This window comes from Ferruginibacter yonginensis (assembly GCF_042651465.1).
In the GTDB taxonomy this organism is placed as follows: Bacteria; Bacteroidota; Bacteroidia; order Chitinophagales; family Chitinophagaceae; genus Ferruginibacter; species Ferruginibacter yonginensis.
The window spans coordinates 79,650-105,093 of record NZ_JBHSCZ010000001.1; the positions used below are offsets into that span (position 1 = coordinate 79,650).

General features: G+C 35.5%; 20 protein-coding genes. 8 read left to right on the top strand and 12 right to left on the bottom strand.

Annotated elements, in window-relative coordinates; translation table 11 throughout:
* Positions 1–563 precede the first annotated feature (563 nt).
* From ACFOWM_RS00375 to ACFOWM_RS00390, 4 genes are all read left to right on the top strand, one after another.
* Positions 564–6,359, top strand: a complete 5,796-nt coding sequence (locus ACFOWM_RS00375) for a PKD domain-containing protein (RefSeq protein WP_379705434.1) — start codon at positions 564–566, stop codon at positions 6,357–6,359.
* Positions 6,360–6,420: 61 nt separating this feature from the next.
* Positions 6,421–7,455, top strand: coding sequence for a PorP/SprF family type IX secretion system membrane protein (locus ACFOWM_RS00380; RefSeq protein ID WP_379705436.1), 1,035 nt, complete (start codon positions 6,421–6,423; stop codon positions 7,453–7,455).
* 162 nt (positions 7,456–7,617) lie between these two features.
* Positions 7,618–8,079, top strand: a complete 462-nt coding sequence (locus ACFOWM_RS00385; protein WP_379705439.1) for a hypothetical protein — start codon at positions 7,618–7,620, stop codon at positions 8,077–8,079.
* Entirely contained in the window at positions 8,069–8,269 is a 201-nt protein-coding gene (locus tag ACFOWM_RS00390) for a helix-turn-helix transcriptional regulator (RefSeq protein ID WP_379705442.1), read from the top strand. The genes ACFOWM_RS00385 and ACFOWM_RS00390 overlap by 11 nt, the downstream gene beginning before the upstream one ends.
* A gap of 95 nt (positions 8,270–8,364) precedes the next feature.
* Here ACFOWM_RS00390 and ACFOWM_RS00395 read toward each other — a convergent pair whose 3' ends face one another.
* The 9 genes from ACFOWM_RS00395 to ACFOWM_RS00435 form a co-directional block, all read right to left on the bottom strand.
* Positions 8,365–9,906, bottom strand: coding sequence for a DUF4394 domain-containing protein (locus ACFOWM_RS00395; protein WP_379705446.1), 1,542 nt, complete (start codon positions 9,904–9,906; stop codon positions 8,365–8,367).
* 121 nt (positions 9,907–10,027) lie between these two features.
* On the bottom strand, positions 10,028–11,143 hold the full coding sequence (locus tag ACFOWM_RS00400; RefSeq protein WP_379705449.1) for an FAD-binding domain-containing protein: 1,116 nt from the start codon (positions 11,141–11,143) through the stop codon (positions 10,028–10,030).
* Positions 11,140–11,442, bottom strand: a complete 303-nt coding sequence (locus ACFOWM_RS00405; RefSeq protein WP_379705451.1) for a TIGR03643 family protein — start codon at positions 11,440–11,442, stop codon at positions 11,140–11,142. The genes ACFOWM_RS00400 and ACFOWM_RS00405 overlap by 4 nt, the downstream gene beginning before the upstream one ends.
* The gene (locus ACFOWM_RS00410; protein ID WP_379705454.1) at positions 11,417–11,908 is read right to left on the bottom strand and encodes a flavin reductase family protein; all 492 of its coding nucleotides are present in this window, start codon (positions 11,906–11,908) and stop codon (positions 11,417–11,419) included. The genes ACFOWM_RS00405 and ACFOWM_RS00410 overlap by 26 nt, the downstream gene beginning before the upstream one ends.
* A 96-nt stretch (positions 11,909–12,004) precedes the next feature.
* Positions 12,005–13,387 carry a M56 family metallopeptidase gene (locus ACFOWM_RS00415; RefSeq protein WP_379705457.1) on the bottom strand — a complete coding sequence of 461 codons (1,383 nt, stop codon included), beginning with the start codon at positions 13,385–13,387 and terminating at the stop codon, positions 12,005–12,007.
* Between the two features lie 7 nt (positions 13,388–13,394).
* A complete protein-coding gene (locus tag ACFOWM_RS00420) occupies positions 13,395–13,781 on the bottom strand; it encodes a BlaI/MecI/CopY family transcriptional regulator (RefSeq protein WP_379705460.1) in 387 nt (128 codons plus the stop codon).
* Positions 13,782–13,877: 96 nt separating this feature from the next.
* Positions 13,878–14,858 (bottom strand): ABC transporter ATP-binding protein, encoded by a 981-nt coding sequence (locus tag ACFOWM_RS00425; protein ID WP_379705463.1) that lies wholly within the window; start codon positions 14,856–14,858, stop codon positions 13,878–13,880.
* A 91-nt stretch (positions 14,859–14,949) separates the two neighbouring features.
* Positions 14,950–15,771, bottom strand: a complete 822-nt coding sequence (locus ACFOWM_RS00430) for a hypothetical protein (RefSeq protein ID WP_379705466.1) — start codon at positions 15,769–15,771, stop codon at positions 14,950–14,952.
* A gap of 74 nt (positions 15,772–15,845) precedes the next feature.
* Positions 15,846–18,077 carry a sodium-translocating pyrophosphatase gene (locus ACFOWM_RS00435; RefSeq protein WP_379705469.1) on the bottom strand — a complete coding sequence of 744 codons (2,232 nt, stop codon included), beginning with the start codon at positions 18,075–18,077 and terminating at the stop codon, positions 15,846–15,848.
* Positions 18,078–18,788: 711 nt separating this feature from the next.
* Between ACFOWM_RS00435 and ACFOWM_RS00440 the strand changes: the two genes are divergently transcribed.
* Complete coding sequence (locus ACFOWM_RS00440) at positions 18,789–19,493, top strand: hypothetical protein (protein ID WP_379705471.1); 705 nt, start codon at positions 18,789–18,791, stop codon at positions 19,491–19,493.
* Between the two features lie 151 nt (positions 19,494–19,644).
* Positions 19,645–20,238 (top strand): hypothetical protein, encoded by a 594-nt coding sequence (locus ACFOWM_RS00445; protein WP_379705474.1) that lies wholly within the window; start codon positions 19,645–19,647, stop codon positions 20,236–20,238.
* Between the two features lie 177 nt (positions 20,239–20,415).
* On the opposite strand, the gene ACFOWM_RS00450 is transcribed toward ACFOWM_RS00445, so the two are convergent.
* Positions 20,416–21,186 carry a CDP-alcohol phosphatidyltransferase family protein gene (locus tag ACFOWM_RS00450; protein WP_379705477.1) on the bottom strand — a complete coding sequence of 257 codons (771 nt, stop codon included), beginning with the start codon at positions 21,184–21,186 and terminating at the stop codon, positions 20,416–20,418.
* Between the two features lie 151 nt (positions 21,187–21,337).
* Between ACFOWM_RS00450 and ACFOWM_RS00455 the strand changes: the two genes are divergently transcribed.
* Complete coding sequence (locus ACFOWM_RS00455; protein ID WP_379705480.1) at positions 21,338–22,354, top strand: proline iminopeptidase-family hydrolase; 1,017 nt, start codon at positions 21,338–21,340, stop codon at positions 22,352–22,354.
* Between the two features lie 24 nt (positions 22,355–22,378).
* Entirely contained in the window at positions 22,379–23,302 is a 924-nt protein-coding gene (locus ACFOWM_RS00460; RefSeq protein WP_379705483.1) for an AraC family transcriptional regulator, read from the top strand.
* Here the strand turns inward: ACFOWM_RS00460 and ACFOWM_RS00465 are convergent.
* Complete coding sequence (locus ACFOWM_RS00465) at positions 23,299–23,673, bottom strand: DUF779 domain-containing protein (protein ID WP_379705485.1); 375 nt, start codon at positions 23,671–23,673, stop codon at positions 23,299–23,301. The genes ACFOWM_RS00460 and ACFOWM_RS00465 overlap by 4 nt on opposite strands.
* A 71-nt stretch (positions 23,674–23,744) precedes the next feature.
* Positions 23,745–25,250, bottom strand: coding sequence for an aldehyde dehydrogenase family protein (locus ACFOWM_RS00470; protein ID WP_379705489.1), 1,506 nt, complete (start codon positions 25,248–25,250; stop codon positions 23,745–23,747).
* Positions 25,251–25,444: the final 194 nt, after the last annotated feature.

The following is a 25,444-nucleotide window of genomic DNA, read 5'->3' on the forward strand; positions in this document are numbered from 1 at the left end:
TTGTTTTACAATATATAAATTATGTTTATATATTATTTCAATTAAATTATTTGTACCAAATATTCGTAAAAAAAATATAATTATAAGCTGTTATTATTAAAATGGTAAAATAATAATTAAATTAATAATAAATAATTGATTTACAATAATATATAATGTATATATGAATAATTAATTTATTAAAATTTATGTATTTAGTATTTTTATATTATTACTATTGGTTAATTTTCGAAATTTGGGCTAAAAATTGAAAATGAATGCTACATATGCCTATTGATATTTTATGAAATTTTAAAAGATTTTTACCCTATAACATGCACACTTTATCAGGTGAAAAAATGTCATTTTTCGTTTTTATAAATTGTTATTCAAAAAATAGGATTTTAAATTTTTGACAATTTGACGTGAATTTTTGAATTTTTATTCGGGGATAGTTTTAAGCCTGTTTTTAAAGAATATGATCTTTTTAATATTTTTTTATTGGCTGAGGAAACTTTTTAGTAAATTCGAAAGTCTAATTACAACTGCACTGCTTACTAATTTTATAAAGTCTACTGTTTCTGATGAGAAAAAATTTACTACTCGTTTTAATATTGTCTTTTTTAGGCATTCATAGTTTTGCACAAAATTTTTCAAATAAGGGTAAGGAGTTTTGGTTGGCATACAGCTACCATGTTGGTATGGTAAATAATACCGGGGGGGCGCCATCGATGACTTTAAATATTACTTCAGATGTTACTACTACCTACACGGTTGAAATTTTTGGTGGTCCGGTTATTTCAACAGGAACGATCATTGCCAACGGAGTAAATAATGTAACGATCCCCAATACCTATTTTATAAATGGCGACGGAACTTTTAATAATAAAGCCATTCATATTACAGCTGTTAGTCCGATTGTAGTATACTCATTCATAACAAGGGCTCAGGCAAGTGCAGCAACATTGTGTTTACCAACAAACGTTTTGGGTAAACAATATTATGCAATGAGTTATACGCAGGTTTCTAATGAAGCAAATTCCGCTTCTTATATTACTATTGTAGGGGTAGAAGATAATACAAGTGTAGAGATTATACCTACGGCACCAACACAGGGCGGTTGGGCAATTGGCAGTGTAAATACTATTAACTTAAATAGGGGGCAGGTTTATCAAGTATTGGGTACAACAACCGGTAATAATGGTGTTGACTTATCTGGAACATCTATAAGGTCAATCGCATCTGGAACAAGTGGTTGTAAAAGAATAGCTGTTTTTTCGGGAAGTGGTAAATTATCATTAGGTTGTAATGGAGGCAGTGCTGATAATTTGTACCAACAATTATACCCTGTAGCATCATGGGGTAAAAGCTTCTTAACCGCTCCAAGTTTTGGTCGCACCAATAATTTTTATAGAATTTTACGTTCTAGTCCTACAGCTAATGTTTTTTTAAATGGCGTTTTAATACCATCAGCATCTTTTACAAATGGTTATTATCAATTTAATAATACATTATTCAACAAAATAACGGCTGATTTGCCCATTTCAGTTACGCAATATTTTACTTCTCAGGGTTGTTTGGGTAACGTTTCGCCGTATGATCCTGATATGATTGTTTTAAACCCTGTTGAGCAAAATATTAATAAGGTAACTTTAGTAAGTTCAAATTTATTGGCAGCAAATACTGCTCATCAGCATCATCTTCATATTATTATGAAGAATCAAGGTACTGCTATTTCATCATTCAGGTTTGATAATGCACCTATTCCTGCAACAGCTACTTGGTTGCCTCATCCTAATGATCCTACGTATTCATATCTATATCTTTCAAATGTTACGGAAACGAGCCACTCACTAGCATCTGACTCGGGCTTTAATGCTTTGGCATACGGCTACAGCAATGCAGAAACGTATGGTTACTCCGCAGGTACCAATGTGAAAGATTTGTATCAGCAAATTGGGGTTTCTACACAATATGGTATTGAAACTTCGCCTTCTGTATGTACCGGCGCTCCTTTTAAATTTAAAATATCTTTACCCTATGAACCACTGCAACTCGATTGGAATTTTAATGGGCAACAAACCAATACTTCGCAAGTAGGTGTAGCAGGACAACCTTTGGCAAACGACTCCGTTACTGTTGTTAATGGAAGAACTATTTATTGGTATTCGCTACCTACATTTTATACTTATAATACGGTAGGTGTTTTTCCTGTAAATATTACCGCAACTACAAGTGGAACTGATGGGTGTGGTTCATTACAAGAAATTAATTTTGATTTAGAGGTATCTAATCCGCCAGTAGCAGGGTTTACATTTAACCAACCTGGTTGTATAGCTGAAACAGTACAGTTTCAAGATGCGACTGCAACTGTAAAACCAAATTATAAATGGTATTGGGATTTTGGTGACCCTGCTAGTGGGGCGGCAAATTTTTCTAATTTACAAAATCCAACGCATGTGTTTGCCACAACAGGGCCACATATTGTACGTTTTGCAAGTATTACTACACCTGGCTGCTTGAGTGATACTTTATCGCAAACTGTGAATGTGCCTGCAAACCTAACAGCAAGCATTTCTGGCGGCAGTACAATTTGTCAAAATGCAACTGGTCCTAATATTGTTTTTAGTGGTACAGGTGGTATACCTCCTTATACTTTTACTTATACAATTAATGGCGGTGCTGCACAAACCATTTCTACCATAGGTAGTGCAACAACCGTTACTTTAGCTGCACCAACAAGTACACCGGGTAGTTTTGTGTACACACTAACCAATGTTCAAAATACCGGTTCGAGTATTTGTTCATTTCCTGTTTCTGGGGCAAGTACAACTGTTGTAGTAAATCCATTACCAACAGCCACCATAACGGGTACAACAGCAGTTTGTCAAAATACTACTGCACCAAACATTACTTTTACTGGTGCAAATGGTACAGCACCTTATACTTTTACGTACACAATTAACGGTGGTGCCAACCAAACAGTTAGTACCGTATCAGGTAATAGTGTAACTGTGGCAGCACCAACAAATACGGTTGGTACTTTTACTTATGCATTAGTTTCAGTAAAAGATGCATCTGTAACACAATGTACGCAAACCGCTACAGGCAATGCAGTGGTACAAGTGCAAGCGGTATCAACAGCCACTATTACTGGTAACGCAACGGTTTGTCAAAATGCTACAGCACCAATTGTAACCTTTACTGCAACCAATGGTAACGCACCATTTACCTTTACTTATAATATCAATGGCGGTGCTACTCAAACTATAACTACAGGTGCTACTTCAAATGTTGCAACACTTTCAGTACCAATGACAACCAGTGGTACTTTTGTATACAATCTATTAAGTGTATCAAATACGGGTCCTACAACATGTGTAACACCTATTACAGGTAGTAATATCACTGTACGTATCAATCCTGTACCAACGGCTGCTATTACTGGTAATGCAACAGTATGTCAAAATGCAACAGCACCCCTTGTTACATTTACAGCGGCAAATGGCACAGCCCCTTACACCTTTACTTACAATATTAACGGAGGTGCTAATCAAACTATTACAACTACTAGTGGCAATAGTGTTAGTGTAAATGCGCCAACCAATGTTGCTGGTACTTATGCTTATAATTTAATAAGTGTTGTAGATGCATCATCTACTTTATGTACCCAAACTCAGGCTGGTACTGCTACCATTATTGTAAACCCATTACCTACGGCTACTATTGCTGGTTCAACAGAAGTTTGCTTAAACGCAGTAGCTCCAAATGTTACTTTTACAGCTGCTGGTGGTGTTGCTCCGTATACTTTCACTTATAATATTAATGGCGGTGCCAATCAAACAGTTACCACCACCACGGGTAATAGCGTAACGGTGGCAGTACCTACAAGTGTTGCTGGTACCTTTAATTATAATTTGGTAAGTGTTAGAGAGTCAAGTACTACCAACTGTATACAAACCCAAACGGGGGTAGCTGTGGTAATCATCAACCCAAAACCAACAGCAAGTTTTACAATAAGTACGCCATTTTGTACTAATAAAGATGTAACATTCACCCCATCATCAAGCATCAGCACAGGTAATATTGTTCAATGGGTATGGGATTATGGTGATGGTAATGGAACAGTAATACGAACTGATAATAATCCTTTTGTGGTGAATTATGCTACTGCAGGTATTAAAGTGGTTACTTTTAAAACGATTTCTGATAAGGGTTGTGAAAGTGCGTTGTTTACACAATCCATTACAATAAATAATACTCCTATTGCTGGTTTTATTGATCCTGAAGTTTGTTTGCAAGATGCTACAGCACAATTCACCGATACCAGTTCAGTAGTAGGGGGTAGTATAGTATTTTGGGAATGGAATTTTGGTGATGTGGGTTCTCCAACTAACGTAGTAACGGGTAGTACACCGGCTGCACAAAATCCTACGCATACATACACCACAACCGGCCCTAAAACGGTAACATTAATTGTAACCACCAATACAGGATGTAAGGCAACAAAATCGCAAACATTTACTGTTAATGGAAGTGTTCCTGTGGCTGGTTTTACTGTTTTAAATAGTGCTAACTTATGTTCAAATACAGCTGTACAAATACAAGACAATAGTGTTGTGAATGTAGGTAGTACCGTAAAAGTGCAGATAATTTGGGATAATGTGGCTGCACCAACTGTAATAGAAACGGATGATGTACCTACACCAAATGAAATATACAGCCATAATTATCCTGCTTTGCAAACAGATCAAACTTATACTATTAGGTATTTGGCTTATTCTGGTGCAACATGTGTTGATGATTTTGTGCAAACCATTACGGTGCATGCTACACCACTTGTAAGCTTTGGTGCAATACCTGATGTATGTTTAAATAATGGAACTGTTCAATTAACACAAGCTACTGTAAGTGGAACCGTAAGTGGCCCTCCAGGCGGTAGTTATAGTGGAGTGGGCGTATCACCATCAGGTGTATTTAACCCAATAACAGCTGGGGTAGGGACACATACTATTACATACACTTATACATCAAGTTTTGGCTGTACAGATGTTAAAACGAGTCAGGTAAAAGTATTAGAAGCACCCGTTGCTAATTTTGCACCTGTATTACCTACCTGTCAAAATGGAGCAATTACATTTAATCAATCGTCAACCTCAAATGCAGGCACTATTACTCAATGGATCTACAACTGGGGTGATGGTTCACCCATACAAACATTTACTGATGGTAATCCTAAAACACATACCTATACAACCGCTGGTAGTGTAACAGCTACCTTAACAGTAGTTACAGGCGATGGTTGTAATAGTTTACCAAAACCAGTTACGTTTACAGTGAACCCACAACCACAACCAAATTTCACTTTTACCAACAATGCTTGTTTGCCACAAGCTAATATTCAATTCACTAATACCACTCCTAATTTGAGTGATTGGACGTACAGTTGGAACTTTAATGTACCATCAACCTCACCAAATGAAATGAGTACAGCCATAAATCCATCACATATTTATACAAATGTTGGTCCATTTGATGTGCAATTAGTAGCAACATCAGGTTTAACGGGTTGTTCTAATACGGTTATTAAATCGGTTAATACTATAAAACCTGCACCAGTTGCTTCATTTGCATTTAGTGTACCGAGTATTTGTGAAGCACAAACTGTAACGTTAATAGATCAAAGTTTGCCAACAGCAGGTAGTTTAAGCAATTGGCAATGGAGTTACGGCGATAATACAAATGTTACAACAGGGCAAACACAACCACCTCATTTATACAGTACGGCAGGTACATATAACGTAAAATTAACCGTAACCAATAGTTTTGGTTGTGTTGATGATACCATCAGAACATACAGGGTATATCCTTATCCTACTGTAAATGCAGGGGCAGATGGGTTTGTTTTAGAAGGAGGTGTGTATACTTTGCAAGGTGTAGCTACAGGTAATAATTTAACGTATTTGTGGACGGGTACACCTGCGCCTGCTAACATTAATAACAATACTTTATTACAGCCTTTGGCACAACCAATAAATGATATTACTTATAGGTTAACGGTAACTGCCGAAGGAGGTTGTAGTAGGTTTGATGAAGTATTTATTAAAGTTTTAAAATTTCCTCAAATACCTAATACTTTCACACCAAATAATGATGGTGTGCATGATACTTGGGAAATAAAGTATTTGTTCACTTACCCTCAAAATAGGGTGCAAGTTTTTACAAGAACTGGTCAATTGGTATTTGAATCAAGAGGTTATAATAGGCCATGGGATGGTACCAAAAATGGACAAGCATTACCATTTGATACGTACTACTATATTATTGAACCGGGTAATGGTAGAAAACCGATAACAGGTTATGTTACTATTGTTAAGTAGAAGTTTACCTATGTGACTTTATGCTTACATTTATCAAAATTGCTTAAAAGCAACATGAATTATGAAGAAGTTGTTTGTTTTTATATTATTATTAGTATATGTTTCAAGTGAGGTAAATGCACAAGCAAAACCTGCTTATTCGCAATATATTTTAAATAACTATATACTAAATCCGGCATTAGCAGGTATTGAAAATTATACTGATATCAAAATTAGTAATAGAAACCAATGGACGGGCATAGGAGGGGCACCCAATACTACTTATGTAAGTGTACAAGGTCCTCTAGGTAAATCAGATTATAGAACCAATGCCACTTCATTTGCAGTGCCCGGTGAAAACCCAAGAGGAAAACAATTTTGGCAAGATTATACTGCTCCTGATCCACACCACGGAATAGGCTTTTATGCAGTTACTGATAAAGCAGGTTATATTAACCGCTGGACAGTTTCTGCAACCTACGCCTATCATAAACCAATTGGTGTAAGAACAACATTGGCAGCTGGTTTTAATCTTGGTATGTCGGGTATTAATTTAGATGCCACCAAGGCTACTTTCCCTAATGGTGATACACAAGATCCGGCAATTGGCGTAGCTACTGGTGAGTTACGAAAAGTAAAACCAGAAATAGGTGCTGGTTTGTGGCTGTATTCAGCCAAATATTTTGCAGGTATATCTGTTTTAAATATTGTACCAGCAAAGGCAAAGTTTACTACCAATAACAAGTATGGTACTTACTACACACCCAATTATTTTGCAACTGTAGGATATAGATTTACTGCAGGTGAAAATTTTACAGTAGTACCATCAGTTAGTTTGCAATATTGGCAACCCCAATTACTAGGGGTGCATACCAATGCCAAATTACAATATAGAGATCAAGCATGGGTGGGTGCTAGCTACCGCTATTCTGATTTTATTGCTGGTTATTCTGCAATGGCTGGGTATAATTTTTCAAATACGGTTAATGTTAGCTATAGTTACGAAGTGGCTACCAACACTCGTTTGCGTACATATACTGGCAATACGCATGAGTTTGTTATAGGTTTTACATTAGGTAATAAATACAGTGATGCTTGTCCGAGAAATATTTTTTAGCAACTAACTTTTCTCATAATATTATTAAAAAAGACTTTACTCCTTTAGTAAGGTCTTTTTTAATCCCTAATATTTGTTTAAATTGACTTAAATATTTTACTTTTAGTAAAGTTTATTTTACATATTGTAAATAATTTATTACTTTTAATAAAATTTATATTTATGATATTGTTTCCACATCGTTACAAAAAAATAGGTTGGTTAATAGCGGTTCCATCATTTATAATGGGCCTCATAATAATTTTTACTGATTATGAATCGCCATTGCTCAATGGTACAATGGTATCTATTTTTCCAACATTATCAAGTAGTGGTTATTTCTCCAATGTATCTGTCAATTTCACTAACACCATTATAGGTGCTGCCTTTTTAATTGGATGCATGTTAGTAGCATTTTCGAAAGAAAAAATTGAAGATGAATTTATTGCTAAAATGAGGCTCTCATCTTTAATATGGGCCGTATTTATTAATTACATTTTGTTACTCGTTGGTTTTATTATAGTTTATGATATTGCATTTATTAATGTGATGTTGTATAATATGTATACGGTGCTCATCATCTTTATAATTAGATTTCATTACTTGCTCTTTAAAAATGCTCATATATTAAAATATGCAGAATAAAATAAAAATTGAAAGGGCAATTTTAAATATTACGCAGCAAGAGCTTGCCACTAAAATTGCAGTGAGTAGACAAACCATTAATGCAATGGAGTTAAATAAATATGTACCCTCAACAGTGTTGGCTCTTAAAATAGCAAAGTTGTTTAATAAAAGGGTAGAGGATATATTTTTTTTAGAAGAAACAGATTAGTACAATCACAATAACTACATAACCTTAGAATTTCTATGAAATTAAAAAGCCGATTGCTTGTCAATCGGCTTTTTAAGTATATGATTGATTGATTATTAAAAACCTAATCCTACAGCCATACCTGTAACAGCGTTAGGGTAATCAACCCCAGCTGTTGCTGCACCAGTTGCTAAATTGATTGTGTACACTTTTGTAGCAGTACCTACCGTGTGTATTGCAAATGCACTGTTACTTCTACCACCAATATCAAAACCATTATTTGCACCTACAGTAATACCTAATGGACCAACAGGAACTAAAGTTCCATTATTAGGTGGATTTTGTATATACAATGTTGTGGCATCTGCAACATATAAAACTGTGCTAGTAGTACCAGCAAAATTATTTGTATACGCTGCACTTGTAACCATTGGAGTACCTGGGTTTAACGATAAATCTGTAGCTGCTATGGAACCATCGTTAGGGTTTAAACGTAAGTTTGCACCATTGTTTGCAACAAAACGAATTCTATCAACAGTAGGGTTAAAATCAAAACCAGCAGCAGTAATACCTGCACCAATATTAAAGCCAGCACCAATACCAGTAGCAGCACCAGTTGCTAAATTGAAAGTGTATAATTTAGCAGCACCAGCAGCAGTAGCAGCAATTCCGTATAATTGACCATTAACCGGACGGAAATCAATGCCTAAGATTGACTCACCAGCACCTAATCCTGTAATGGTTCTTGTAACCGCACTATTAGCTACTAAAGGATTAAACACTTGTAAGCCACCCATAGCTGTTGTAGCATAGGCAACGGGTAATGTTGGTATTGCAATATCAATTATACCATCAGCCATATTTGCTAAAAAAGTTGCATTGGCATTTGCTAAATCAATAGTATAAAGTTTTGTTACACCACCTACAACAAATGTTGCTAAGGCTACAGAATTATCTGCATTAATATCAAAACCAGCTTTATCTTGAAAGTTTACCGGAATGGTACCTACTTCTGTAAGTGTACCATTATTAGGTGGGTTTTGCTTGTATAATTTTTTAGTTGTAGCATCTATATCATATAATTCGGTAGCAGTAGCTGTTGCATTGTTATTGGTATATGCAATTGAATTAATAGCAGGGTTACTACCACCATTTATTACACCATCAACAGCAGCAGTTGCGCCTGTTTCAGGATTTAAACGTAAATTTTGACCACTATTGGTTACTAATCTAATTCTATCAACTGTAGGATTAAAATCTATATTAGCAATTGTTCCTACTAATGCAGGTGTAAAAGCGTTGATATTAGGCGCAGTAGCTGCACCACTGTTTAAATCAATAAAATAAATTCTGCTTGAACTACCTAATGCATATAATTGACCAGTTGATGGTCTAAAATCAATGCTCAATAAACGTTCACCAGCTTGTAAACCCGTTACATTTAATGTTGTACCAGCAGTTTCAGCTGTTTGTGCATTGTACATTACAACTTTATTGTCGTTTGTTAAGGCATAAAACACTTGGTTTGGTCTGGCAGCTGGGGTTGGAGTTGGTGTAACCACTGCATCATTTTTATCACATCCCACTAAAGCCGTACCTGCAATTACTAAACCTAATGATACTCGTATTAGGTTTTTTGAAAATTTGTTTGATAGCATAATATAGTTTTTAATATTTTAGTTGATTTACGAATTTTTAACAAAGTTGGTTTTCGTAAAACATAAAAATTAAAAGCTAATTATATATGTAATGTTTATTTCAACAGGGCTTTAAGTATTACTATTTAATTTGTTTTGAAACTATTTTCCAATATTGAAAAAATGAGTTGAAGTTGCCTTTTGCAGCTGGGTTTAACCAATCTCTAATTTCGCAAATGCCTTTGTAATGCTTAAAAGCAGGGTGTTCTTTATAAAAAATTTGATGTAGTGCGCCTTCATATTGTTGTACAATGTCATTAAATGAACCTACGTACACCTGAATACCATCAATATTTTTTGATAAACCAATAACAAAATCTATAACCTTTTTATTTACAGGATGTTTCTTGAAATGGTCAGGCTCTAACAACAAAACCCTGTTCATTTTTTCATGTTCGTGCCAAAAAGGGTCGAGGTTATAGCTATTGTATACACATGTTGGCAACGAAGTATCTATTTTTAAATTGGTATTTTCTGGTAATTCAGTAATAAATTCAGGTAGGGTAGTTGCTTTTAAAATATCAGGTATGGGCATTGTTGCAATAGTATCATAATCATGTGCCATGAACGACCGTACTTGACGACTATTGGTAAACTTGCTAATGTTTTCTTGATTACAGTAATATTTTTTGGATGATGCTGCACCGCAGGTCCACTGCCAACTTAAATGGTTACTAGCAACATCGCCATCTAATAAATAGTAATACAACCAATTTGCAGGAACTAACCAATGGCTTTTAGCAATATTACATGCAATACTGGCAACATACATACGTACATGATTGTGCATATAGCCTTGTGCATACAATTGTTCAATGTAATAATCTATTGCTTCAATACCTGTTTTATGGTGAATGAGGGCAGCTGAAATTTGATTGTTTTGAACGTCTGGCTGCGGTTGTTTTAAATCATGCAAAATTCCATTACCATGGTGTTGCCACAAGGCTTGCCAATAATCTCTCCAAGCAAGTTCTTGTAAAAATTTTTCAATTTGATAAGTTTTATACCCCTTCGCCAAAATTTTATCTTTTACATATTTGGTACTAATAACACCTCTTGATATGTAAGGCGATAAATAGGTAACATCACCGTCAATATAGTTTCTTGTTTTGCCGTATTTAATCGGATCAATCGCATCAATTCTTGCTTCTATGCTTTCCAAATCTGTAGGAAAATCATACGCTACTGGTACACTCATCGTCTTTTACTGATTTTATTTAAAGTTATATTTCGTTGTAAAGCACATTTAAAACGGGTAATATCGGCACTGCGTTTCGATAAATGTTTTTGACTTACCCCACTGTTCACTCTCTTACGCCAAAGGTTAAAACTGCTGCGTTTTAGGTTTTTCCGCATCAATGCAATAACATCACTTTCGGCTAAACCAAATTGAAATAAAATAGCTTCAAAAGGAGTTCTATCTTCCCAAGCCATTTCAATAATTCTATCAATATCAACAATTGATAATTCTTTAGATTCTGATGATGCCTTTTTCATTTAGTATAGAGGTAGTTAATGCGTTACCGTTGTTTAAATTTTTATATGCTATTACATCACAAACAAATAAATGATGGTCGCCGCCTTCCATATCATTTACAACTTGTAAATGCATTACAGCTAATGCTTCTTTTAAAATGGAAAATCCTTCCCATTCATCTATTAATTGTCGCTTTTGTAACCTGCTTATTTTATCAATGTTTTTACCCGATTGCTTTCCCAATACATTCACCAATAAATACTGAGAAGGTGCCAATAGTTGTAAAACAAAATGTTTATCAAGCTCAACATTGGCAAGGGTTTGAGTGCCTTCGTACAAAGCCACCATTATGCGTTTGGGTTGCATACTTACGGCACTTACATAGGTGCAAATATGCATATTGGGTTTTGTACCATTGCTACTTACAGCGTACACTGGTAAATCAACCCTATTCCATGGTCGTTTTGAGGTGAGTTTTAATGACATGTACCACAAATATCTAACTTAATAAAATGATATGCGTTGGTGCGTACTTACTAAATAAGAAATTAAATTTACTCGTAAAAAATGGAAATGTTATTTTTACTGAAACGCAGTTACGGTTGTTTTTATAGTATCTAGCTTAACTTTCATTACACTATCAGGTGCAGTTTCAAACACAGTAACAATATTTTTGTATTGCCAAACTCCTTGTACCAATGTTAATTGATACACTTGTTTCACCTTACCTTTTGGTGTTTCAATGTCATAAATAAACAACTTTGAACTATCTGGTGTTTCATTTAATGCAACAGGTATAAAATTTTCATTAGCATTAGTTAATGCAACCATTTCAGCATTTTTACTGATGGCTTTTTTTATGCTTGTTTGCGTTTGTTTACTTGCTAATGTATTGGTTGTAGGTGATGTTGGTAGTGTTACAGCTCTTTTATATTCAGCACTATTATTATTCACCAATTCTGGGTTGTTTATTGGAGATGGCGCAACCCACAAATTTTCAATTAAAGTTTCTTTTTCAAAAAATTGAACCACACTCAAACTGCACAATACTGTAAAAGCTAATACGGGTAGTACATACAGCCTACGTTTTGGTGCTGCATTTACATAACGACTGTTATTAAAAAACTGAATTCTTTGTAATAATTGTTGCGAATGTTGTACAGCTTTTAATTGAAAACTAGGTGTGGCTGTTTGGTAAGTTGCAATTTTTAAAAGTGTTTGTGCATAATCAACAGCATCGTATTTAAAATGAATTACCTGCGTATCGCATTGTAACTCTCTCTCTAGCTTTATTTTATTAATAAGAAATTGTACAAATGGGTTAAAACAAAATAAGGTTTCAACAACAATCAACATCCAATTAAAAATATAATCGTTGTTTTTTATATGGGTGAGCTCATGTACAATAATTGATTCAACCTCTTGTGTTGATAATTGATTGAGTAACGCAATAGGTAAAACGATCACTGGTTTTAAAAAACCATAAGTAATAGGTGTGATGATGTGGTTTGATAGCCATACTTGTACCTTCGGAAGTATACCTAACTCTAAACTTTTTAATTGCGTAAACAATCTTATTGCTACCGGTGGTTTAGTTAATTGCTGATGTACATTTTGTTGAAACTGCCGCCACTTTACACTTATTTGCACCATTTTAAAGAGCACTACAATACAATATAAACTTACCAACCAAGGGGCACTTTGTTGAACCCATGTTTGTGCTTGATGGCTAATGCCTAATGTTTCCAAAGAAATTTCAGTAAAAGCTTGTTGCGTATACAAACAATAAAAAGTGAGTGCTGTACTCAACAATTGAATAATTATTAAACTGTACAACAATTGGGTATTTTGATGTGCATGCTTGTTTTTTACGATGGTTTGAAATAAAACATACAGCAATACCAAAGCGGCAGCTTGTACCATGCTTAATAATAACGCCATTAAAAAAGAATAAAAAAAGCCCATCGCTATTTTATTTTGCTGCTTTTAAGGTGGCAATAAATGCTTCTATTTTATTAAGTTCTTCTGTGGTGGTGGTGTGTCCGCCCAAGGCCTGCATCACTAAATCGGCTGGTGAACCTGCAAACACATTATTAATGAGCTTGTTTACCAATTGTGTTTGTGTTTGTTCTTTATTAACCGCTGGTATGTAAATATGTGTTTTACTATCAGTATTTCGTGTAACCAAACCTTTCTCATGCATAATTTGCATCAATTTTAAAGTAGTGGTATAGCCAGCTTCTTTCGATTGGGTAAGCACTTCATGCACGGCACGTACGGTTGCGGCACCTTTATCCCATAGTACACTTAATATCTCTAATTCGCTCTCTGTAGGCTTTATTTGCTTTGTTGGTTGCATAATACGATGTATTTCGTATGCAATTGTACGATTATTTTCGTTTTACCACAAGTTTTTTCTGCTAAAAAATATTAAAATTGGTTGAGTGGCTATTTCTTATAATGCACCATTATTAATGGCAGCTACTTTTACGTTTTCACCTAATATAAAGTTGCCTTGCGTTGTAAAACATTGCATGGTTAGGCCATTAATACTTACAGTTACTATATAATAATGGCCATAAAATTGAACAGTTTTTACAAATGCGTTGGCTGCTGTATCCGTTGCTTTTTGAATGGCTATTTTTTCTGGCCGAATCAATAAATCCTTCTTTTGTAAATGTAGCCCAAGGGTTGCGGCAATTAATGCAGCAGCTTCGTTTTCATAATAATTATACGCACCTAGCAATGCCGCAGCATATTCGTTATTGGGGTTGTTGTACAAATGGGTAGGATGATCAATTTGTACCAAACTGCCTTTTTGCAACACCACCACTTTATCAGCCCAAGGTAAAATATCAGCAGGGTCGTGTGAGGTAATAATGGTAGTGATGTTGTATTGCTTACACACATCAGTAACCACTTGTTTTAATATATTGGTATGAATTAAATCGAGGTTGCTATAAGGTTCATCAAGTAACAACAATGTAGGTTTACTTACCAATAACCTTGCTAATGCAATACGCTGTTTTTCGCCACCCGATAATTGGTACGAATTGCGTTTTAATAAATGATCAATGCGACAAATTTTAAAAAGGGTAGCAGCTTCATCATCGCTCATTTCATTGGCATAAGCCAACAGTTCTTCCATTTTGTAATTGTTACGCAGCTCATAGTGTTGCGATAAATAGGCCATACCTTTTTCGCCGGGTATCAGCTGCCAGTCGGGCCCACGAACAATGTTGTTTTGAAAAATAATGCTGCCTGATTGTGGCTGTAACAATCCTCCAATCATTTTTAATAAGGTTGATTTGCCCGAACCTGTTTCGCCAATAATTGCCACATGTTCCATGGCTTGTTGTGTAAAGGAGATATTTTTTACAGCAAAACTTGCATCATAAGGTATTGAACAAACATCCGTAACTGCTAAAAATGACATGCTTCAAATTTACACCAATCAAAATGAAACTGACACAAAAAAGCGTACACAAAAGTGCGTACGCTTTGTATAAATAAAATTGATGTTGGTATTAATCTTTCAACCTAACATCAAAAAACTTCCATAAGTTTTCACCTTCGCCGCCTTCAAAAACGTTGATTAAAGTCATTTTTGTAGGAATAGGTTCAAATATCAGTGAAATGTATTTTGTTTTATTAGGAGCCACATCTATTTGATAAGGTAAACTTAAGTCGCTCCCTATTAATTTGTACTTGGTACTTCTGTTTTCGTCAGTAATGTAAAAAGCAGTTTTATGACCGGGTTCGTGAAAAGTGCCCACAATATTTTTTGAAGTGGTGTTATCTACTTTAAATGTAATTACTGTACTTTTTTCGGTACGTTTAATTTCACTTATTTTAATGTAACTGTATGATTGTCCACCCACCACTAAATTAGTACCACTGTAATAAAACTTGGTAGTACTATTATATAAATAGCCAACACCTATTGATTTACTGGTTTCGTTAAATGGTACACTGTTGTTTGACCAAAGGCATGATAATGCCGCTTCTTTATCGTCATATATCATATTGTATACAGACTGCCCTTTACCTGTTACACTGCTTTCATAACTGAGGGTTAAAGTACCAAAGTTTTCTTGCGATTGAAAACTCACACTGCGTTTTTGTCCATTAAAACGTGGGTCGCTGAGGTAGGAAATGTATTTTGATTTTGCCTCATCATACAAATAAATTTCAGCACTGCTGCTGCCAGATATAACCACTTTTACATCCCAAATTAAATCGTATTCATCATATATTTTTCCCGACCAAGTGCCAATTAAATTATTTTTTTGGGCAGATGTGTTGAAGCAAATCAAACAGCTGATCAACATCAATTGTAAAAATTTCATACAGTTTAATTTTGTTTGGTAAATAAAAAAAGCCTCCGAAATTTCGGAGGCTAAATATAATACAATAGTTGTTATTAAAACTTTGCTGTAGTTGTTTTTATAGCAGCTTTTAAAGCAGCTGTATGCGTAGCGGCAGCTTTTTTGTTTAACAACTCAATTTTTTCATTACGGTTACCTTCAATTTTATCATGATGTATTTTTGCAAGGGTAGGTGCTACTACCAAACTTACAATACTCATCAATTTAATTAAGATGTTCATTGAAGGGCCTGAAGTATCTTTAAATGGATCACCAACAGTATCACCTGTAACAGAAGCCTTGTGTGGTTCTGATTTTTTGTAATACATTTCACCATTAATTTCAACCCCTTTTTCAAACGATTTTTTAGCATTATCCCAAGCACCACCGGCGTTGTTTTGGAACATACCCATTAACACACCACTCACCGTAGCACCTGCTAAAAAGCCACCCAAAACTTCTGGTCCAAATACAAAACCAATAATCAATGGTGTAATCAATGCAATAGCACCTGGTAACATCATTTTTTTAAGTGAAGCTTCTGTAGAAATAGCCACACATTTATCATACTCTGGTTTGCCCGTACCTTCCATAATACCAGGTATTGAGCGGAACTGACGGCGAACTTCTTCTACCATTGCCATCGCAGCTTCACCCACAGCACGTATCGCTAATGATGAAAATATAAACGGAATCATAGCACCAACAAATAAACCAGCCAATACATCAGCTCTGTAAATATCAATACCATCAATACCTGCAATACCTACAAACGCTGCAAACAAAGCCAAAGCCGTTAAAGCAGCAGATGCGATAGCAAAACCTTTACCAGTAGCAGCAGTAGTATTACCAACCGCATCTAAAATATCGGTTTTTTCACGAACATCAGCTGGCAATTCACTCATTTCAGCAATACCACCTGCGTTATCAGCAATAGGTCCAAAAGCATCAATCGCTAATTGCATAGCCGTAGTAGCCATCATACCAGCAGCTGCAATAGCCACACCGTATAAACCTGCACAAACGTATGAACCATAAATACCTGCTGCTAATACAATAATAGGTAACAACGTACTTTCCATACCTACTGCTAAACCACCAATAATGTTAGTAGCATGGCCTGTAGCACTTTGGCGAATAATACTCAAAACTGGGCGTTTACCCATAGCAGTATAATATTCTGTAATAATACTCATTAATGTACCTACTGCTAAACCAACTAAAATAGCACCAAAAATGCCATTAGGGGTAAAGGTAAAACCTCTCAATTCCATGCTAGCAGGCATTAACCACATTACTAAAAAGTAAGAAGCAACCGCCGTTAAAACAATTGAACCCCAGTTACCCATATTTAAAGCAGCTTGTACTTTGTTGGTACTTAAACCAGCACTGTCGCTCACTTTTACAAATAAAGTACCTATAATAGAGAATATGATACCCATTGAAGCAATCAACATCGGTAATAAAATAGGAGCAAAGCCACCAAAATTATCAGCAGAAGTAGTTTCACGACCTAATACCATCGTAGCCAATACAGTTGCAACGTATGAACCAAATAAATCGGCACCCATACCAGCAACGTCACCTACGTTATCACCCACGTTATCAGCAATGGTAGCTGGGTTACGAGGGTCATCTTCAGGTATACCTGCTTCTACTTTACCTACTAAATCAGCACCAACATCGGCAGCTTTGGTGTAAATACCACCACCCACACGAGCAAATAATGCAATTGATTCAGCACCTAAAGAAAAACCAGTTAAAATTTCAATAGTTTTTTCCATTTCGTGGCTATCAACACCAGCACCTGGAGCAAAAATCATTTTTAAAACTATATATAAACCACCTAAACCTAAAACGGCTAAACCAGCAACACCCATACCCATTACTGAACCGCCAGTAAATGATACTTTTAATGCTTGGCTCAAGCTAGTACGAGCTGCTTGTGCAGTACGTACATTGGCTTTGGTAGCTACCCTCATACCAATAAAACCAGCGAAGGCACTAAAAAAGGCACCTAAAATAAAGGCAATGGCAATACTCCAATGACTGTTTTCATTGCTATAACCCATTACACCTAATAATAAAGCGGCCACTATTACAAAATAGGCCAACACTTTGTACTCAGCTTTTAAAAAAGCCATAGCACCTTCAGCAATATAATTGCTAATTTCTTTCATACGTGGCGTACCTGCATCTTGCTTTGATACCCAGTTAAATTTTACAAGTGTGTACAACAAGCCCACTATGCCCATTGCAGGAACTACGTAAACTAAATTTTCTATCATAATAATGCTAGTTTTTTGGTCGGCAAAAATAGGGAAAAATAGCAGAGAAAGTTGAAAAGGTGAGCAAAACTTAGGTAATTAGGTATAGTTGAAATAAATATTTTTACACCAACTCACTTCCCTACGCCAATAATAATCATTTTCAAAATTGTACAAATAAAAAAATGGTTTAACTATTTTTACAATTGAATTTTTTTAGTTACAGCTTTTTTGCAATTATTACTAATGGAACATACAAACATTTAGAAAATACAAATTCTATATATCACAATATGTATGGGGTTTTTTATAATGCCTACTTCAACCTCCACACAGCCACTCCAATCTTACACAATCCACATTATAAAGTACACAATTCAAAATTAAAAGTACACAGAGCCAAACTCATCTTACACAACGCTTCAATAATCTTACACAATTCAAAAATAAAAGTACACAGAGCTATACTTATTTTACACACTGCTGCAATAAAAGTACACAGAGCCAATATCATTTTACACACAGCAGTAATAATCTTACACACTTCGGTAAACGCATGCATAGTAGTAACTATTTATGTGCTTTATAAATAAATCTACAGTTCACAAATAATTTTTTGCTCTTTAAATATTAAAACCACTTTTCACAAATACATTAAAGTTGGTTTTAAAATCAGTTACAATTTCTATTTAGTTTTAATATATTAATTAATATTCTAAAATCGTATCTACTATGGCTTCTACATCTGAGGTTTCCTTCGGTGCACGTATAGCAAATGCCGAAGCACTATCTACCAACTTAAAAAGTTTCACCAATTACGAAGCACCCACACCAGAAACTTCCATTGCAAGTTTCGATGCTTTCATTGCTACTATGAAAACAGAGAATAGCAACGTTGCTACTAAAAAACTAGCCTACTCACAGGCGGTTGATGTTCGGCAAAAACATTTCATTAAAGAACCAACATCCGTCGAAAAAATCCTAAGCCCAATAGTGGCGGCGGTTCGTGCAAAAATGGGTAAGTCATCAAAAGAGTTGGCAGATATTTCAGCCCTCATGACCAAAATTAGAGGCGAAAAAACCACCAAACCAAAAGAGGGCGACACACAAGAAAAAATCAGCCAGTCAGAACGTTCTTATGGTTCCATGACACAAAATTTTGCTAACATCGTTACCACATTACAAAGTTTAGGCGCTAATTACACAGTGGTAAACGCCAACCTAAAAATTCCGGCATTGCTTGCTAAAGTCGCCGATATTACAGCTGCTAATAATGCCGTTACTACCACCTTTAGTGCATTAAAATCTGCCATCGATACACGGGCTAACCAATACATAATACTTTCTGAAAGGTCACAACGTATTAAAGAAGCCGTAAAAAGTCAATATGGTGTAAGCGCTACGGAGTATAAGCTCATAAAAGGGTTACGAGTGTAAAATATCTAAAAATAGTATCATTAAAATTAAAGGTCCTTTTAATGATACTGCTAATAATTAGTAGTGCAAATTGACCATTAATTTTGATAACAGTAAATAATTAAAAAACGGTCAATTTAAAATATTAATTTAAATAACTTCATTATAATATATGAAACCTTTTATCACCCTTTTTTCAGCAATAATATTAATTTTAACCTCATGTGATCCTGACGAAAAGGAAATTTTTACTTTAGAAAAAGTAAGAATTGATGCAACCCTAAATAATACAAACGCCATTATAAATTTAGGTGACACTATAAAAATAAAGGCGGTGTTGCCAGATATTATAAATGCAAGCTCAGGCAATGTTAACTTAACAACACTTCAAAAAGCGCAATTTTATATGTATCTTAATAAAGTGGACACAATAAATAACGTAGGTCTTTTAATGCAACCACCTACTTATTGGGTAGTAAAAGGGCAAATAAGTTCGACAAACTATTTTGATTTTGAATTTACCAAAAGCCTTAAACCTTATGAAGTTGAAATATATTTTAAGCCCCCATCAAAAGGTATTTTCTATTTGAATGTAGTTTCACAGGCAGGCCAATTTGAAGCAAATAATGGTTACAGTGCTCGGTTATACGTTAACTTCAATGTACCTAATAAGCATATTGAGTTAGCTGCACCATTTTTTGGCCAAGCATGGGCAAATGATGCACAAACAAGGGAGTTTGGTACCTATGTGTTTAGGGTAAATTAATTAAACGTAACAAAATAGGCATACAAAAGTCACTATAAATTATTTTAAAAAAGCAAGGCAATATTGCAAGGTACCCAAAGCCAACTAAGCAAAAAAGCCTTGCTTTTTATATGCAAGGCTTTCAATATAATACCACTATTGTTTGTTGCAATTTTGTAGAAATTAAACACAGCAACCCTACACCAACACCCACTTTCTTACCCCAATAATAATCAACATCAAACTCGTATAAGCAATAAAAAACGGGATAATATAATTTTGCCAATGCATGGTTAGCATCACCGCCATTATCAATAATTGAAAGCCCAAACCGTATAACGATAGTAAGGTCATAAACCAATTAGGAAACTGCTTTACTTTGTACGCTTCTTTATCAAAAAAATGTATCGTTTTATCAAAATAGCCATACGCAAAATTGTAGGCTTTGTATAATATGTTCACCGCAGTTTGGCTTTCTTGCGGAAAAGCCTTTGGTACTTTGTATTCAAATATTTTGCTCGTAGTATCGCCACCTACGGTACTGTTGCGGAGTATTACATAATAATAATTGTATAAAGTGCCTTGTAATTGTATGGCAATAAAAGCCAATAAAGTTAAAGCCAACGAACTGCTCGATACGTAGCAAATGGTTAATAAAAACAGCAGGTTTAAAATAATATCAAACACACTATCTAAATACCTACCAGCGTACGAAGGGGTTTGTTTTACCCTTGCCAATTCACCATCGGCTGCATCAATAATAGATTTTAAAATGATGAACACCGCAGCAAAAAAATAATAATCTTGCAGTATACAAAAAATGGCTACCAAGCCCGAAAGGCCAAATAGTAACGTTACATGTATGGGTGTAAATCGAGTATGTTTAAGTTGGTTTGCAAATAACGTTGCAAGGGGGCGTCCATAATCAGAAAAATCTAAAAACCGATTCGCCGCAGACAATTTCGCCATTAAAAAGAACACATAAAATAAAACCGATAATATATTCGGGTGGTAAATATATAACTTAAATATGGTAGCATGTAAATTTTTTAAATGGTTGTCCTTGCTTTTTATGCTTTTAAAAATTAATTGTCGTAAATTTTGAGTTCAAACAAAACACATGCAAAAATTATTACCACTAGTTTTTGGGTTGTTGGTAGGGGCAGTTGTATCCTGCACACAACCAGTTGCCAACAACAACCTTTCACTTAGCGATTATTTTAAAACAACAGATACGGCTGCAGTACAAACAGGCGGCGTTAAAATGATAACCATACAAACACCCAAAGGGCCGTTTAAAGTATGGACCAAACGCTTTGGTAACAACCCCAAAATAAAAGTATTGTTATTGCATGGCGGCCCAGGCGGTACGCATGAGGCTTTTGAAAGTTTCGAAAGCTTTTTACCGCAAGAAGGTATTGAGTTTATTTATTACGATCAACTCGGTAGTAAACGCAGCGATCAACCTGCCGACACTAGCTTGTGGACCACCGAACGTTTTGTAGAAGAGGTAGAGCAAGTGCGGCAAGCCCTACAGTTAGATAGTACCAATTTTTATTTACTCGGCCACAGTTGGGGCGGCATTTTAGCTATGGAGTATGCACTAAAATACCAACAACACCTAAAGGGTATGGTTATTAGTAACATGATGAGCAGCTGCCCAGCCTACGCTGCATACAATAAAAATGTATTGCAAAAACAAATGGACCCAAAAGTGGTTGATAGTATTCTCACCTTCGAAAAAAACAACCAAACCAGTAATCCGCTATACATGGAGCTGTTAACGAAACATTATTACAATGACCATGTGTGTAGAACCAACCCTTTACCAGAGCCTGTGGCACGTATGTTTGCTAACCTCAACGGCACAGTGTACACACTCATGCAAGGTCCATCAGAATTTGGCGTAAGTGGTCGTTTGGTAAATTGGGATCGTACGGCCGATTTACCAAAAATAAAAGTACCCACCTTGGTTATTAGAGGTATGTACGATACTATGGACCCTGATTTTATGGAGATGATGAGTAAAAAACTAGCCAATGGTTCGTTAGTAACTTGTACCAACGGCAGCCATTGCAGCATGTGGGATGACCAAACCAATTATTTTAAAGGATTGATAGCCTTCTTAAAAAAGTAATACCGTAAAGTAAAATTGGCAAAGATGTTAAAACACAAACTCAAAAATATGCCCGATGTGTTGAACGAAAAATCGTTGAAAACATTGGTAGAAAATAGGCAAATATTCAGTTTGAATAATTGCGAAATGAATGTGTTTGAAACCCACCAACAAGCTTATTTAGTGCCACTAAAGTTTAACGACTTTGTAATTACCAGCATGTTGAGGGGTAAAAAAGTAATGCATTTGTTTGATGAGCCAGGGTTTGATTACCTGCCCGGTGAAACGGTGATTGTACCATCTAACGTGGCCATGAAAATTGATTTTCCGGAAGCAACGGCCAAAAATCCTACACAATGTTTGGCATTGGCCATTGATCAAAACAGAATAGATGAAACCATTGCCCATCTTAATAACAAGTACAACCACCATCACCCCTGGAAGTTAGATCATAACCGTTATTTCTTTTATAATAATGAAGATTTAGCCAATACCATTACCAAGCTTTTGGCTATATGCACCAGTGCCAAACCCGATAAAGATATTTTTGCAGACCTAGCCCTACAAGAGCTCATCATTAGAATTATACAATCACAAAACTTACAAGCCCTTCAGCAAGATGAAGTGGCTAAAACATCAACTAACAGTAACTTCTCAGCCATTGTAGCTTACATTAAAAATAACCTCTTCAAAAAAATAAATTTAAAAACACTCACCAGTGAAGCTTGTATGAGTTCGCCTAGTTTATACCGATTGTTTAAAAAAGAAATTGGTATGAGTCCTATTGAATTTATAATGGTTGAAAAAGTACAAGTAGCAAAAAAACTTTTACAAAACCCATACATACACATTAATGAAGTGTGCTACCAAGCCGGGTTTGATGATTGTAATTATTTTATACGCATGTTTAAAAAGCTTGAAGGCGTTACGCCAAAACAATACCAAATGCTTTTGGTTCACAAGGCTTAATCTTCTTTATATTGAAGGGGTGCTAGGTTGGGCAATTCATCATCAGTAAATACCCTCGATTTTGTAATAAAACGTATGCCCATCGGTATTTCAAGCGAAAAGCTTGAACCCCTGCCGGGTGTAACATCAATATGTAAATGCGTAAATTGCCAGTATTCAAATTGATCTTTATTCATCCAAAATTCACAATCTTCAATACTACCCAAACACACATCACTATAGCCAATTTTAAAATCGCCTTTTTCAAAACACATGGGTTGCGAACCATCGCAACAGCCACCGCTTTGGTGAAACATTAAATCGCCAAACCGTTGTTTTAACTGTGCTATTACTGCTTTTGCTTCATCGCTAGCTGATACCCTCGCTACCATAATTTAAAATTTATAAAGCCCCGTAAGTGTGTAACCTACGAGGCTTATGGTTCAACATTGAAATTACTATTTTAAAAGAAACCTAATTTGTTTTTATCGTAACTAATAAGCATGTTTTTAGTTTGGCGATAATGGCCTAACATCATTTTATGGGTTTCTCTACCAAAGCCCGATTTTTTGTAGCCACCAAACGGTGCATGTGCTGGGTAAGCATGGTAACAATTCACCCAAACCCTACCTGCTTGTATTGCCCTTGGTGCTTGGTATAATTGGTGGGCATCCCTCGTCCACACACCTGCGCCTAAACCATACAACGTATCGTTGGCGATGGCAATAGCCTCATCATAATCTTTAAAAGTGGTGATACAACAAACGGGGCCAAAAATTTCTTCTTGAAAAATACGCATGTTGTTTTTGCCTTTAAATAAGGTGGGTTGTATGTAATAGCCTGTTGCAATTTCGCCTTCAAACTGTTGCTTATCGCCACCAATCAATAATTCAGCACCTTCTTCTTTTCCTATTTTTATGTACGATAATATTTTTTCATATTGATCATTACTAGCCTGTGCACCAATCATTACACTACCATCCATTGGGTGGCCAGCTTTTATGTTTTTAACCCTAGCTATAAGTTTTTCAATAAACTTATCTGCAATACTTTCTTGTACTAAAATTCTACTAGGGCAGGTACAAATTTCACCTTGGTTTAAAGCAAACATGGTTGCACCTTCTAAACATTTGTCTAAAAAGGCATCATCAGCATCCATTACTGATTCAAAAAATATGTTGGGCGATTTACCACCTAACTCCATAGTTACCGGTACTAAGTTTTCAGATGCGTATTGCATGATAAGCCTACCCGTAGTGGTTTCACCCGTAAACGCCACTTTTGCCACCCTTGGCGATGTTGCCAATGGTTTACCAGCTTCTGGTCCAAAACCAGTAACAATATTTAAAACACCAGCCGGTACAATATCTTGTATCAATTCCATCAACACCATTATTGAGGTAGGTGTTTGCTCAGCTGGTTTTACAATGGTACAACAACCAGCCGCTAGGGCAGGGGCAATTTTCCAAGTAGCCATTAATAAAGGGAAGTTCCAAGGGATAATTTGTGCTACCACTCCTAATGGTTCGTGTAATGAAATGCTTACGGTAGTTGCATCATGTTCAGCAATAGCGCCTTCTTCAGCCCTTAATACACCAGCAAAATACCTAAAATGGTCAACAACCAATGGCAAATCTGCCGCCCTAGTTTCTCTAATAGGTTTACCATTATCAATACATTCAACTTGTGCCAAATATTCTAAATTGGCTTCAATGGTATCAGCAATTTTTAATAAAATGTTGCTGCGGTAGGTAGCTGCAGAAGTACTCCAAGTTTTAAAAGCAGCATGGGCTGCATCTAAAGCCAGTTCTACATCTTCTTTACCAGAACGGGCTGCTTTGGTAAAAACTTTTCCATCAATAGGTGATACATTGTCAAAGTATTCACCCTTTACTGGCGGTACAAACTTACCTCCAATAAAATTGTCGTAATGCGGTTTAAATGTCGGTCGCTGTGTTACTGTACTCATAATAATGAATGTTTTTGTAAAACAAAGTTTCTTTATTGTACACTAAAAGTATAGCAGCATTCATGCAAACAATAGCATCATTTATTCAAAACAGGGGTATTGTTTAAAAAGATGTTGTACCATCGAAATATGGGTTATCAAAGTTTTTTACCATTAAAAATCAATAGGCATCATTTATGTAATTGATTTTAATT